The 13,895-nt window shown below is 60.5% G+C and carries 8 protein-coding genes and 1 pseudogene; 5 read left to right on the top strand and 4 right to left on the bottom strand.

Features of this window, described 5'->3' with window-relative positions; translation table 11 throughout:
- Positions 1-167 precede the first annotated feature (167 nt).
- The 4 genes and pseudogenes from EAH74_RS13185 to EAH74_RS13170 form a co-directional block, all read right to left on the bottom strand.
- A complete protein-coding gene (locus EAH74_RS13185) occupies positions 168-2,519 on the bottom strand; it encodes a tetratricopeptide repeat protein (protein ID WP_140678978.1) in 2,352 nt (783 codons plus the stop codon).
- A gap of 98 nt (positions 2,520-2,617) precedes the next feature.
- Positions 2,618-2,874: pseudogene (locus tag EAH74_RS13180) on the bottom strand (DUF1254 domain-containing protein); the annotation flags it as partial.
- A gap of 10 nt (positions 2,875-2,884) precedes the next feature.
- A complete protein-coding gene (locus tag EAH74_RS13175) occupies positions 2,885-3,067 on the bottom strand; it encodes a hypothetical protein (protein WP_140678977.1) in 183 nt (60 codons plus the stop codon).
- 268 nt (positions 3,068-3,335) lie between these two features.
- Positions 3,336-3,761, bottom strand: coding sequence for a YciI family protein (locus tag EAH74_RS13170; RefSeq protein ID WP_140678976.1), 426 nt, complete (start codon positions 3,759-3,761; stop codon positions 3,336-3,338).
- Between the two features lie 264 nt (positions 3,762-4,025).
- Here EAH74_RS13170 and tpx point away from each other — a divergent pair, with 264 nt between their 5' ends.
- From tpx to EAH74_RS13145, 5 genes are all read left to right on the top strand, one after another.
- On the top strand, positions 4,026-4,526 hold the full coding sequence (gene tpx, locus EAH74_RS13165) for a thiol peroxidase (RefSeq protein ID WP_008150862.1): 501 nt from the start codon (positions 4,026-4,028) through the stop codon (positions 4,524-4,526).
- Between the two features lie 178 nt (positions 4,527-4,704).
- A complete protein-coding gene (locus tag EAH74_RS13160) occupies positions 4,705-6,021 on the top strand; it encodes an MdtA/MuxA family multidrug efflux RND transporter periplasmic adaptor subunit (protein WP_140678975.1) in 1,317 nt (438 codons plus the stop codon).
- On the top strand, positions 6,018-9,122 hold the full coding sequence (locus EAH74_RS13155; RefSeq protein ID WP_140678974.1) for an MdtB/MuxB family multidrug efflux RND transporter permease subunit: 3,105 nt from the start codon (positions 6,018-6,020) through the stop codon (positions 9,120-9,122). Before EAH74_RS13160 ends, EAH74_RS13155 begins: the two co-directional genes overlap by 4 nt.
- Positions 9,119-12,226: an efflux RND transporter permease subunit gene (locus tag EAH74_RS13150; protein WP_140678973.1), complete on the top strand. Its 3,108-nt coding sequence runs from the start codon at positions 9,119-9,121 to the stop codon at positions 12,224-12,226. The genes EAH74_RS13155 and EAH74_RS13150 overlap by 4 nt, the downstream gene beginning before the upstream one ends.
- Positions 12,223-13,704, top strand: coding sequence for an efflux transporter outer membrane subunit (locus EAH74_RS13145; RefSeq protein ID WP_140678972.1), 1,482 nt, complete (start codon positions 12,223-12,225; stop codon positions 13,702-13,704). Before EAH74_RS13150 ends, EAH74_RS13145 begins: the two co-directional genes overlap by 4 nt.
- Positions 13,705-13,895 lie beyond the last annotated feature (191 nt).

Genomic DNA, 13,895 nt, shown 5'->3' with positions numbered 1-13,895 from the left:
CAGCTGCCGAGCAGCGCGAGGCTGCGTTCGGCGACGAAGTCGTCGTGAAATCAGGCGATACGGTTTACAGGAAAACCGCGTTTGCAGGGTTTACGACGACTTCGTCGCCGAACGCAGCCTCGCGCTGCTCGGCAGCTGCTACAGGCTACGTCCGAACACGTTCAAGATCACTTCAACGCCGGATCCCCCATGTTCATTTTCTTCCAGCCCTGCAACAGCACCTGTGCCTTCGGTTCCTGCCCGTTGTTCAGGTAGTACTGGATCAACGTCAACCGAGCATTGCGATTGGCCGGTTGCACTTTCAGCAGCCGCTCCAGCTCTTGGCAGGCCTCATCGACCTTGCCGCTGTCGTGCAACGCCACCGCCAACACGTAACCGTACTGAGCGTTCTGAGGTTCCAGTTGCGCGGCCTTGCGCAGGGCCGGCATGGCCTGGGCCGATTTGCCCGCACGCACCAGCGACAGGCCTTGAGTGTGTTGCAGCAGGGCGGCATCCGGATGTTCTTTCAGGCGCTGCTCCAGCAGCGTCTGAGCTTCCTGACTGCGTCCGTTCGCCTCCAGCCATTGCACCAGCGTCACCAGCGCCGGATAGAAATCCGGATCGCGCTTGAGGGCTGTGCGCAGCAGCGCTTCGACTTCACCGCTACGACCGCTGGCCTGATAGAGCATGGCCAGGTTGAGGTTGGCTTCAGCGCGTTCGGCCAGGCTCTTCTGGACCGCCTCGTACTCGGCGATGGCCGCGTTCCAGTGGTCCTGGGCGCTGCCCAAGCCATTACGGGCCACGCTCAGCAAGTCCCGAGCCGCGACAATCCGCACAGCCTTCACCGGATCATGCAGTAACGGCGTCAACAGCGGCGCGCGTTCCGGTGGCGGCAGGAACGCGCTGATCGCCCTAACAGCACTTTCACGCACTTGCGGGGCTGGGTGGCTCAAGTCTTTGGTAGCCAGTTTCAACGCCTGTTCGCTTGGATACAGCGGCAACTCGGCCAGCAGGGTTGCGCGCTGAATTGCTGGCAAATTGCTGCGTTGAAGCTGTTCGTACAAGGCTTGTGCCGCGCCGGGCTGACCGTTGCGAATCAGCCACAGGCTTTCGTCGTAACGCGGTGCCTGCGCGGTGGTGGTGTTCCAGAGCTTGAATTGCTCCGTGACCTTGTCGCCAGCCTTGCCCTGGTGACAGGTCAGGCAAGCGTCCGGCGTGCCAAGTTTTTTCGCCCGCTCAGGGTTGGGAATGCTGAAACTGTGGTCATGCCTGAAGTCATTGCCCATGTAGAACTTGCCGGGCATGTGGCAATCCACGCACTGCGAACCCGGTTGGCCCATGGTGTGGCGGGTGTGTTCGATGGAATCGTAATTCTTCGCTTGCAGGCCCTGGCCATCAACGCCTTCCACCGAGGTCTTGCCGGCGGTGTTGTGGCATTGCAGGCAGACACCGTTGCCCGGTGCCTTGAGCTCGGTGCTGTGCGGGTTGTGGCAGTTGCTGCAGCGCACGCCCTTGTCGAACATTTTGCTCTGGGCGAAGGAGCCGTGTTCGAACACTTCGTCCTTGATCTTGCCGTCCAGTGCGTACAACTCGCGGGTCAGGGTGCTCGGCAGGTAGTCATCCATCAGGCGCTTGCCGGCAGTGAATCCGTCGCCCAGTGGCGCGCGGCGCGAGTGGCAGCGGGCACAGGTTTCGATTTCGACAGTGGCGTTCTTGTCCTTCAGGTCGACGGCAAAACCGGCATGGACCAAGTCACCTTTTTTTGCTGTCCATTCCAGGTGATTGGAGGCCGGGCCGTGGCAGGCCTGACAGCCGACACCGAGGCTGTTCCAGTGACTGTCGAAGGTGTTTTTCGCGGCATCGAAATTGCGTTTGTAACCGGTGGTGTGGCACTCGACGCACATGAAGTTGGCGTTCTGGCTCGGCTTGCTCCAGTGCAACGGGTCCTTGAAGTTCACGCCCTGGCCCGGATAGAGGTGAAACCAGCGGTGCTTCTCGGTATCCCAGGCCACGCCGAGGGCTTGCAACCGACCTTCGCCGACCTCAATCAGGTATTGCTGCAACGGCGCGATGCCGAAGGTGTACGCGACCTTGAAGTCGGCATTCTTGCCATCAATGCCGGGGGTGTTGACCCAGAATTCGTTGCCCTTGCGCGAGAAACGGGTGGTTTCTTTTTCCGCTTTGAAGGTGACGTTATTGAAGTCGCCCAGCATCGTCTCGGCGTTGGCTTCCTGCATCGCCAATTGGTGATGGGAGGCTTGCCAGTCCTTGACCTGCTCGCTGTGGCAGCCCTGGCATTGTTGCTCATCGACCATCGTTGCCGGCGCCACGGCGACCGGTTGCGGTTTGGCCGGCTGAGCGGCCGGAGCGCTGACAGGCGCATAAGCCACGGGGGCCGGTTTGCTGCTGAACAGAAACCAGCCGATGCCGGCGATGGCCAATAGCAAGACACCGAGGGTGACGGGAAACAGGTAACGGTTAATCAGGGTTGGTGGCGAATCAGGGCTTGGCTGTACCGCTTTATTTTTATGTTTCGGCATTGCAACGTCCATAGTCCAGATGCGTTTGCCGTCAGGCGCGCGTTCATGCTTGATGCAGCTTTGCCGGATGGCCGGCGTCGGTCAAATGACGGTTGTGATCCGCTGCGGGCGCCGAGCTTTTCGCGAATTCTTCCTGCCATTGCGCGTAGGACACCAGCGGCAACGCCCAGAGATAACGCTGGGTCGCCTGTTGGAAATCCAGCTCGGCATAGAGCCTGGCAATGGATTCATGGGCCGGGAGTTCGCCTTCCATCGCGATCTTGTCGATCCGCGTATCCAGATCTTGGGCACCCACGCCGCAACTGACGAACATCGTCATCAGGCTGTAACCAGCTGCGCGAATTATGCTGTGCATATCAAAGTCCTTATGTGCCGAAGGTGACGAAGGCATTAAGAATATTGGAACAGGATTTCCACACGTTGCCACCAGCCAAACCGAGTGGGGTGTAGTGGGGGCGGGTGCAGATCGACTCGGTGGCATGCAGCAATTGCGGCACACCCATTAAGGCCGCCCCTGGCGAGGCGTGAGCTTCCACATTGTTCGACATGACTCCCCCGTTCCTCCATGGCTCATTGGACGACTCGGCACTTGGCGGCCGTTACTGCGTAAATCTCTTTCCTATCAAGCCTGTAGGACACGTCTCTTGAAGCTAGCAGCTAACGCCGGGTTCGCCAGTCGAAGAGGGGGATCCTTGGCTTTTTGTCCACGACTGCGTGAGTTTCTGTGGACTGGAAAGTTAATGGGAAACAGCGGGGTGGATCGTCCGACTGCTGATGTGGGGAGGGGTAAACCCTCCGCCACGATGATTTGACTCATCAGCGCTTTTTCGCCTGCGCGCGCACCCGCTCTTCCTGCTCCCGCAGTTCCGGTGTGAACTCCGTCCCGAAATCGTCAGCCTCGAACACCTGGCGAATCTCGATTTCGGCGTCGGTGCCTGGCATTGGGTTGGGGCAGCGTTTGACCCAGTCGATCGCTTCCTGTTTCGACTTCACCTGCCATATCCAGTAGCCGGCGATCAGCTCCTTGGTTTCGGCGAACGGGCCGTCGATTACTGTTCGCTGGTCACCAGAGAAGCGCACGCGAGCGCCTTTGCTGCTCGGCTGCAGGCCATCGCAGTCGATGAGAATGCCGGCTTTGACCAGCTCCTCGTTGTAGTTGCCCATCGCCGTCATCAGTTCCTCGCTGGGCATCACACCGGCCTCGGAATCCTGGCTGGCTTTGACAATGATCATGAATCGCATGGTTTTATCTCCGCTGGATGTGAGTGACTCACTGACTAGTCGAATGGCCGTCGCCTGAATCGACAGCGCTTCTTACGGAAGATCGCCGAAAAGCGGATTTGTTTCTCGACACTAAACTCGCTATGCGGTGATGGGGGCAGGTTGTATCCAATGTGTGCGACGACACTTCACAATTTGTATCTGGGCATAGGTCGTCGGGCCATTTCGTGGTTAACTTCGGCCTCTTCAAAATTCTCTACAACAACGTTCAGAAGGACTCCGTTCATGGCTCAAGTCACTCTTAAAGGCTCCCCGGTTCAAGTCAACGGCCAACTGCCACAAGCCGGTTCCAAGGCGCCAGCCTTTTCCCTGGTTGCCGGCAATCTGTCCGACGTGACCCTGGCGAGCTTCGCCGGCAAGCGCAAAGTGCTGAACATCTTCCCAAGCGTCGATACCCCGACCTGCGCGACTTCGGTTCGCAAGTTCAACGCCCAGGCCAGTGATGTCGCCAACACTGTCGTGCTGTGCATCTCCGCTGACCTGCCGTTCGCTCAAGCTCGCTTCTGCGGCGCCGAAGGCCTGGAAAACGTACAGAACCTGTCGACCCTGCGCGGTGCCGAGTTCATCGAGAACTACGGCGTTGCCATCGCTGACGGCCCGCTCAAAGGCCTGACGGCCCGTGCCGTCGTGGTTCTGGACGAAAACGACAACGTTCTGCACAGCGAACTGGTCAAGGAAATCGCTGAAGAACCGAACTACGAAGCGGCACTTGCCGTTCTTAAATAAGTAAAGCATTACAATTGTTAACGGCCTGGCCCTGTCCAGGCCGTTTTCATTTGTGATTCAGTGTCTTGGCCAAACATCCTGTTACGTAAGCCAAAGGTAAATTGCCGGTAAAGCCGCTTTGCTTAATACCCGCCAGTGCTTATCGTTCAGCCTCCTGTAGAAGAAGCCCACGCGCCCAATGGTTGATCATTCCATGCAATCCTCCGTTTCCCGTAGTCCCCGTCGCTGGCTGTTTGGCCTGCTAGTCCTGTTGGTCATCGCTGGCCTGTGCTGGAAATTCTGGCCCGCCGGCAGTGCCCAAAAAGAGGGCGCAGGGCAAAAAGCCGTTGCCGGGCATACCGGCAGGTCGGGAGGGATGCGTCCCGGTTTCGGCGGGGCGACCGGGCCAGTACCAGTGCGTGTCGCGCCAGCGGTCAAGGGCGACTTTCCGCTGTACTACAAGGCGCTGGGCACCGTGACGGCGCTGAACACCATTAATGTGCGCAGCCGCGTCGGAGGTGAGCTGATGAAGATCTCATTCGAGGAAGGGCAGATGGTCAAGGCGGGCGATCTGCTGGCTGAAATCGACCCGCGTCCTTACCAGAACGCCTTGCTTCAGGCCGAAGGCACGTTGCTGCAGAACCAGGCACAGCTGAAAAACGCCCAGGTCGATGTGGAACGCTATCGCGGCTTGTATCGCGAAGACAGTATCGCCAAGCAGACCCTGGACACCGCCGAAGCGCTGGTGGGCCAGTATCAGGGCACGGTCAAAACCAATCAGGCGGCGGTCAACGACGCCAAGCTCAATCTGGAATTCACCAAAATCCGCGCCCCGATTGCCGGGCGTGTGGGCTTGCGTCAGCTGGATGTCGGCAACCTGGTGGCAGCCAACGACACCACAGCGCTGGCGATCATCACCCAGACCCAACCGATCAGCGTTGCCTTCACCTTGCCGGAAAACGTCCTGGAGACCGTGCTGGCCCGTTATCGCGCCGGCGCCAAACTGCCCGCCGAAGCCTGGGACCGTGGCGACACCAAGTTGCAGGCCACCGGCGTCTTGCAGAGCCTGGACAACCAGATCGACGTCACCACCGGCACCCTGAAATTCAAGGCTCGTTATGAGAACCGCGATCAGGCGCTGTTCCCGAATCAGTTCGTCAACGTCCACCTGCTGGCCGACACCCTCAAAGACGTGGTGCTCGCACCTTCGGCAGCGATTCAGTTCGGCACCAACGGCACGTTTGTCTACGCCCTGGACGGCGACAAGAAAGTCGCGATTCGTCAGTTGAAAGTCGGCGCCAGTGACGGTGAAAACACCGTGATTACCGAAGGCCTGGCCCCCGGGGATCGCGTGGTCCTTGAAGGCACCGACCGCTTGAAGGAAGGCAGCGAAGTGGAAGTGGTCAACGACACCAAGGATGTACCGACCACCCCGACCGAGCACCTGCAAGGCAAATCGGCCGCCACGGTGCCTGACGCGACGACCCCCGACAAGGCGAAAAAGGGCGGCGCATGAACATCTCGCGGCTGTTCATCCTTCGCCCGGTCGCCACGACCCTGAGCATGCTGGCCATTATCCTGGCCGGCGTGATCGCCTATCGGCTGTTGCCGGTGTCGGCATTGCCTCAGGTCGATTACCCGACCATTCGCGTCATGACGCTGTATCCAGGTGCCAGCCCGGATGTCATGACCAGCGCCGTGACCGCGCCCCTTGAGCGTCAGTTCGGGCAAATGCCCGGCCTGACCCAGATGGCTTCGACCAGTTCCGGCGGCGCTTCAGTGCTGACCCTGCGTTTCAGTCTCGACATCAACATGGACGTCGCGGAGCAACAGGTGCAGGCGGCGATCAACGCTGCGACCAATTTGCTGCCCAAGGACCTGCCGGCGCCGCCGGTGTACAACAAGGTCAACCCGGCGGACACCCCGGTGCTGACCCTGGCCATCACCTCCAAGACCATGCTGCTGCCCAAGCTCAATGATTTGGTCGACACGCGCATGGCGCAGAAAATTGCCCAGATCAGCGGCGTCGGCATGGTCAGCATTGCCGGTGGCCAGCGTCAGGCCGTGCGGATCAAGGTCAACCCTGAAGCCCTAGCCGCCAATGGCTTGAACCTCTCCGACGTTCGAACCCTGATCGGTGCATCCAACGTAAACCAGCCCAAAGGCAACTTCGACGGCCCGACCCGGGTGTCGATGCTCGATGCAAACGATCAACTGACCTCGCCCAAGGACTACGCCAACCTGATTCTCGCCTACGCCAACGGCGCGCCGTTGCGGCTCAAGGATGTGGCGGAGATCGTCGATGGCGCGGAAAACGAACGTCTGGCGGCGTGGGCCAATGAAAGCCAGGCGGTGTTGTTGAACATCCAGCGTCAGCCTGGCGCCAACGTCATCGAAGTGGTTGACCGGATCAAAGCCCTGCTGCCGAGCATCACCGACAACCTGCCGGCCGGTCTCGAAGTCACCGTGCTGACCGACCGCACCCAGACTATCCGCGCCTCGGTCACCGACGTGCAGCACGAATTGTTGATCGCCATTGCGCTGGTCGTGATGGTGACCTTCCTGTTCCTGCGTCGGGCCAGCGCCACGATCATTCCGTCAGTGGCCGTGCCACTGTCGCTGATCGGTACCTTCGGCGTGATGTACCTCGCGGGTTTCTCGGTCAACAACCTGACCCTGATGGCACTGACCATCGCCACCGGTTTCGTGGTGGACGATGCGATCGTCATGCTGGAGAACATTTCCCGATTTATCGAAGAGGGCGACAGCCCCCTGAATGCGGCGCTCAAGGGCGCCAAGCAGATTGGCTTCACGCTGATCTCCCTGACCCTGTCGCTGATCGCCGTACTGATTCCGCTGCTGTTCATGGCCGACGTGGTGGGGCGGCTGTTCCGTGAATTTGCTATCACTCTGGCGGTGGCGATCCTGATTTCCCTTGTCGTCTCCCTGACCCTGACGCCAATGATGTGCGCGCGGCTGCTCAAGCGTGAACCGAAGGAAGAAGAACAGGGCCGTTTCTACCGGGCCAGCGGCGCCACAATTGATTGGATGATCGCGGCTTACGGGCGCAAGTTAAAGTGGGTTCTCAAGCATCAACCGCTGACCCTGATGGTGGCCATCGGCACGCTGGCGTTGACCGTGTTCCTTTATATGGTGGTGCCCAAGGGCTTTTTCCCGGTGCAGGACACCGGGGTGATCCAGGGCATTTCCGAGGCGCCGCAGTCGATTTCCTTTGCGGCCATGAGCGAACGCCAGCAGGAACTGGCCAAAGTGATCCTGGCGGATCCGGCGGTGGAGAGCTTGTCGTCCTACATCGGCGTCGACGGTGACAACTCGACGCTGAACAGCGGTCGTCTGCTGATCAACCTCAAATCCCACAGCAATCGCGACCTGAGCGCCACCGAGGTGATTGCACGTCTGCAACCGGAACTGGACAAACTCACCGGCATTCGCCTGTTCATGCAACCGGTGCAGGACCTGACCATCGAAGACCGCGTCAGCCGGACTCAATATCAGTTCAGCATGTCGTCGCCGGACTCGGAGTTGCTGAGTCTGTGGAGTGGTCGACTGGTGGAAGCACTGGCCCAACGGCCTGAGCTGACCGACGTCGCCAGCGATTTGCAGGACAAAGGCCTGCAGGTGTATCTGGTGATCGACCGCGATGCGGCGTCGCGGGTCGGTGTGTCGGTGTCGAACATCACCGATGCGCTGTACGACGCCTTCGGTCAGCGGCAGATTTCCACCATCTACACCCAGGCCAGCCAGTACCGCGTGGTGCTGCAATCGCAGTCCGGCGAGAAGATCGGCCCGGAGGCGCTGAATCAGATTCACGTGAAAACCACCGACGGCGGGCAAGTGCGCCTATCCAGTCTGGCGCACATGGAGGAGCGTCAGGCACAACTGGCGATCACTCATATCGGGCAGTTCCCGGCAGTGATGATGTCCTTCAACCTCGCGCCCGGCGTGGCGCTGGGCCATGCGGTGGAGATCATCGATCAGGTGCAGAAGGACATCGGCATGCCGATTGGCGTGCAGACCCAGTTCCAGGGGGCGGCCGAGGCATTCCAGGCGTCGCTGTCGAGCACCTTGCTGCTGATTCTGGCAGCGGTGGTCACCATGTATATCGTGCTCGGCGTGCTGTACGAGAGCTACATCCACCCGATCACCATTCTCTCGACCTTGCCCTCGGCGGCGGTCGGTGCCTTGCTGGCGTTGCTGTTGAGCGGCAATGACCTGGGCATGATCGCGATCATCGGCATCATTTTGTTGATCGGTATCGTGAAAAAGAACGCGATCATGATGATCGACTTCGCCCTCGATGCTGAACGCAATCAGGGCATGGACCCGGAAACGGCGATCTATCAGGCGGCGCTGCTGCGTTTCCGGCCGATTCTGATGACCACACTGGCCGCGTTGTTCGGCGCGGTGCCATTGATGTTGGCGACCGGTTCCGGCGCGGAACTGCGTCAACCGTTGGGTCTGGTGATGGTGGGTGGCTTGTTGGTGAGTCAGGTGCTGACGCTGTTTACCACTCCGGTCATCTACCTGTACTTCGACCGCCTCGGTCGGCGCTGGGGTCGCAAGCCTGAAGCCGTGGAAGCGGCAGAACAGCCATGAACCTGTCCGGACCTTTCATCAAGCGCCCGGTCGCGACGATGTTGCTGAGCCTGGCGATCCTGCTGCTGGGCGGCGTGAGCTTCGGCCTGTTGCCGGTGGCGCCGTTACCGCAGATGGACTTCCCGGTGATCGTGGTCCAGGCGAGTCTGCCCGGTGCGAGCCCGGAGGTCATGGCCTCGACGGTGGCCACGCCGCTGGAGCGCTCCTTCGGCGCCATCGCCGGGGTCAATACCATGAGCAGCCGCTCCAGCCAGGGCTCGACCCGGGTGATTTTGCAGTTCGACCTGGACCGCGACATCAACGGCGCGGCGCGGGAAGTGCAGGCGGCGATCAACGCTTCGCGCAATTTGCTGCCAAGCGGGATGCGCAGCATGCCGACCTACAAGAAGGTCAACCCGTCCCAGGCGCCGGTCATGGTGCTGTCACTGACCTCCGACGTGCTGGAAAAGGGCCAGCTCTACGATTTGGCCTCGACGATCCTGTCCCAGAGCGTGTCTCAGGTGCAGGGCGTCGGCGAAGTGCAGATCGGCGGCAGTTCCTTGCCGGCGGTGCGCATCGAACTCGAACCGCAGGCGCTCAACCAGTACGGCGTAGCGCTGGACGATGTGCGCAACACCATCGCCAATGCCAACGTGCGCCGGCCCAAGGGCTCGGTCGAAGACAGTCAGCGGTTGTGGCAGGTTCAGGCCAACGACCAGCTGGAGAAAGCCAAGGATTACGAGTCGCTGATCATCCACTACGCGGACGGCGCGGCCCTGCGCCTGAAGGACGTGGCGAAGGTCAGCGACGGCGTCGAAGACCGCTACAACAGCGGCTTCTTCAACAACGACGCGGCGGTACTGCTGGTGATCAACCGGCAGGCCGGCGCCAACATCATCGAGACGGTCAACGACATCAAGGCTCAACTACCTGCGCTGCAGGCCGTGTTGCCGGCCAGCGTGAAGCTGAACGTGGCGATGGACCGGTCGCCGGTGATCAAGGCGACCTTGCACGAAGCGGAAATGACCCTGCTGATTGCCGTGGCGCTGGTGATTCTGGTGGTGTTCCTGTTCCTCGGTAACTTCCGCGCCTCGCTGATTCCGACCCTTGCGGTGCCGGTGTCTCTGGTCGGCACCTTTGCGGTGATGTACCTCTATGGATTCTCCCTGAACAACCTGTCGCTGATGGCGCTGATTCTGGCCACCGGGCTGGTGGTGGACGATGCCATTGTGGTGCTGGAGAACATTTCGCGGCACATCGACAAAGGCGTTCCGCCGATGAAGGCCGCGTACCTCGGGGCGCAGGAAGTCGGCTTCACCTTGCTGTCGATGAACGTCTCGCTGGTGGCGGTGTTCCTGTCGATCCTGTTTATGGGCGGGATTGTCGAAAGCCTGTTTCGCGAGTTTTCCATCACGCTGGCGGCGTCCATCGTGGTGTCGCTGGTGGTCTCCTTGACGCTGACCCCCATGCTCTGCGCCCGCTGGCTCAAGCCGCATACACCCGGTGAGGAAAACCGTTTGCAGCGCTGGAGTCAGCGCGCCAACGAGTGGATGGTCGGCAAATACGCCACAAGCCTCGACTGGGTGCTGCGTCATCGCCGATTGACCTTGCTTAGTCTTGTCGTGACAGTCGGCGTTAACATTGCGCTGTATATCGTTGTTCCTAAAACATTTATGCCTCAACAGGATACCGGCCAGCTGATCGGTTACGTGCGCGGTGACGACGGACTGTCATTCAGCGTGATGCAGCCAAAAATGGAAACTTTCCGCCGCGCGGTGCTCAAGGATGACGCGGTGCAAAGCGTCGCCGGCTTCATCGGCGGCACCAACGGCACCAACAATGCTTTCATGCTGGTGCGGCTGAAACCGATCAAGGAGCGCAACATTTCTGCGCAAAAAGTCATTGAACGCCTGCGCAAGGAAATGCCCAAGGTCGCCGGTGCGCAGCTGATGCTGATGGCCGATCAGGACCTGCAGTTTGGTGGCGGTCGTGAACAGACTACGTCGCAGTATTCCTACATCCTGCAAAGCGCCGACCTTGGTGAATTGCGCGAGTGGTATCCGAAAGTCGTTACCGCACTCAAGGCTTTGCCGGAGCTGACCGCGATTGACGCCCGTGAAGGGCGCGGCGCCCAACAGGTGACCCTGATCGTCGACCGTGATCAGGCCAAACGCCTGGGCGTCGACATGGATATGGTCACCGCGGTGCTGAACAACGCCTACAGCCAGCGGCAGATTTCGACGATTTACGACAGCCTTAACCAGTATCAGGTGGTCATGGAGGTCAATCCGAAATATGCCCAGGACCCGATCACCCTCAAACAGGTTCAGGTGATCACCGCCGACGGTGCGCGGATTCCGCTCTCGACTATCGCTCATTACGAAAACAGCCTGGAAGACGACCGCGTCAGCCACGAAGGCCAGTTCGCCTCCGAGAGCATTTCCTTCGACATGGCCGAAGGCGTGACGGTGGAGCAGGGCACGGCGGCCATCGAGCGGGCTATTGCCAGACTGGGCATGCCGGAAGACGTGATCGTGAAAATGGCCGGCACTGCCGACGCCTTTGCTGCGACCCAGAAGAGCCAGCCGTGGATGATTCTCGGGGCGCTGGTGGCGGTGTATCTGGTGCTCGGTGTGCTGTACGAAAGCTATATCCATCCGCTGACCATTCTTTCGACCTTGCCATCGGCCGGGGTCGGCGCGTTGCTGTCGATTTACGCGCTGGGCGGTGAGTTCAGCCTGATCTCGTTGCTCGGGCTGTTCCTGCTGATCGGCGTGGTGAAGAAAAACGCCATTCTGATGATCGACCTGGCCTTGCAGCTGGAACGGCATCAGGGCATGGCGCCGCTGGAATCGATTCGCAGCGCTTGCTTGCAACGTCTGCGGCCGATTCTGATGACTACCCTGGCAGCGATCCTCGGCGCGTTGCCGTTGCTGCTGAGCCGCGCCGAAGGTGCGGAAATGCGTCAGCCGCTGGGCCTGACCATCATTGGCGGGCTGATCTTCAGCCAGGTGCTGACCCTTTACACCACCCCGGTGGTTTACCTCTATCTCGACAAACTGCGCCATCGCTTCAACCACTGGCGTGGGGTGCGTACCGATGCTGCTCTGGAAACTCCGCTATGACTGACCGTTCGCTTATCACTCTGGCTGCACCGCTGGTAACGGCCCGAGGCTCGCGTTTGTTGAGCCTGGCGCTGTGCGTGGCGATGCTCAGCGCCTGCGCCATCGGCCCGGATTACCAGCGCCCGCAAGCGGCTGCGCCGGCGCAGTACAAGGAAGCGGCAGGCTGGCGTCAGGCCAAACCCAGCGATTCTCTGGCACGTGGCGCCTGGTGGGAGTTGTATGGCGATCAGCAGTTGAATGGCCTGATCGAAAAGCTTAACAGTGCCAACCAGACCGTTGCGCAGTCCGAGGCCCAGTACCGTCAGGCCCAGGCCTTGGTGCGCAGTGCTCGTGGCGCGTTTTTTCCGACCGTGGACCTGACCGTCGGGAAAAACCGCTCCAGCCAGGGCACCGGCAGCAGCAGTTCGAGCCTGACCAGTTCTTCCAGCGGGATTCGCGACACTTACACCGCACAGGCCGGAGTCAGTTGGGAGGCCGACGTTTGGGGAAAACTGCGTCGAGGCCTTGAAGCCGACACCGCCAATGCTGAGGCGAGTTTTGCCGATCTGGCGGCGATGCGCTTGAGCCAGCAGTCGGAACTGGTGCAGAACTATCTGCAACTGCGCGTGATCGACGAGCAGAAACGCCTGCTGGAAGCGACGGTCGAGGCCTATCAGCGCTCGCTGACAATGACTGAAAACCAGTATCGCGCCGGTGTCTCCGGCAAGGATGCGGTGGCCCAGGCCCAGACTCAGCTCAAAAGCACCCAGGCTGACATGGTTGATTTGATCTGGCAGCGTGCTCAATTCGAGAATGCCATTGCCGTACTGATCGGGCTACCGCCGGCCGAGTTCAGCCTGGCTGAAACCAAAGACATTCCTGCGTTGCCCGAGATACCGCTGAGCGTGCCTTCGCAATTGCTCGAGCGCCGCCCGGACATCGCCTCCGCCGAACGCTCGGTGATGGCGGCTAATGCCAACATCGGTGTGGCCAAGGCGGCCTATTACCCGGACTTCACCCTGAGTCTGAACGGTGGCTATAGCAGCAGCACCTATGCCAACTGGATCAGCGTGCCGAACCGCTTCTGGTCGGTCGGACCGCAATTGGCCATGACCTTGTTCGACGGCGGTCAGCGCTCCGCGGAAGTTGACCGCAGCGAAGCGGCCTACGACGAAACAGTGGCCAAGTACCGCCAGACCGTGCTCGATGGCTTCCGTGAAGTGGAAAACTATCTGGTGCAGCTCAAGGTCCTGGAAGACGAAGCGGGCGTGCGCCAGGAAGCACTGGACGCGGCGCGTGAATCCTTGCGTCTGACCCAGAACCAGTACAAGGCCGGTGTGATCGCTTATCTGGGCGTGGTGGTCGTTCAGGCCACAGCGTTGAACAATGAACGCAGCGTGCTGAGCCTGTTGCAGAGCCGGTTGATTGCCAGCGTGCAGTTGATCGCGGCGCTGGGCGGTGGCTGGGATGGGGCGTTGCAGGTGAGCGAAAAAGAGTAAGGCTCCTGTAGCAGCTGCTGAGCCTGCGAGGCTGCGTTCGGCGGCGAAGCCGTCGTAAACCCTGAGTACCGGATCCTACTGAAACACCGCACCGTCTGATTTCACGACGGCTTCGCCGCCGAACGCAGCCTCGCAGGCTCGGCAGCTGCTACGGGTGGACGCGGCCGTCGCGAGGTGTCAAACAAGCGTTT

Origin of the sequence: Pseudomonas mandelii, assembly GCF_006438925.1 — a bacterium.
Taxonomy (GTDB): Bacteria; Pseudomonadota; Gammaproteobacteria; order Pseudomonadales; family Pseudomonadaceae; genus Aquipseudomonas; species Aquipseudomonas mandelii_C.
This window is presented reverse-complemented; position numbering and strand designations above follow the sequence as displayed.

Excerpts from the sequence above, each read along its gene's own strand:
- EAH74_RS13185 (WP_140678978.1), bottom strand. The coding sequence starts at position 2,519 with ATGCCGAAACATAAAAATAAAGCGGTACAGCCAAGCCCTGATTCGCCA.
- EAH74_RS13175 (WP_140678977.1), bottom strand. The coding sequence starts at position 3,067 with ATGTCGAACAATGTGGAAGCTCACGCCTCGCCAGGGGCGGCCTTAATG.
- EAH74_RS13170 (WP_140678976.1), bottom strand. The coding sequence starts at position 3,761 with ATGCGATTCATGATCATTGTCAAAGCCAGCCAGGATTCCGAGGCCGGT.
- tpx (WP_008150862.1), top strand. The coding sequence starts at position 4,026 with ATGGCTCAAGTCACTCTTAAAGGCTCCCCGGTTCAAGTCAACGGCCAA.
- EAH74_RS13160 (WP_140678975.1), top strand. The coding sequence starts at position 4,705 with ATGGTTGATCATTCCATGCAATCCTCCGTTTCCCGTAGTCCCCGTCGC.
- EAH74_RS13155 (WP_140678974.1), top strand. The coding sequence starts at position 6,018 with ATGAACATCTCGCGGCTGTTCATCCTTCGCCCGGTCGCCACGACCCTG.
- EAH74_RS13150 (WP_140678973.1), top strand. The coding sequence starts at position 9,119 with ATGAACCTGTCCGGACCTTTCATCAAGCGCCCGGTCGCGACGATGTTG.
- EAH74_RS13145 (WP_140678972.1), top strand. The coding sequence starts at position 12,223 with ATGACTGACCGTTCGCTTATCACTCTGGCTGCACCGCTGGTAACGGCC.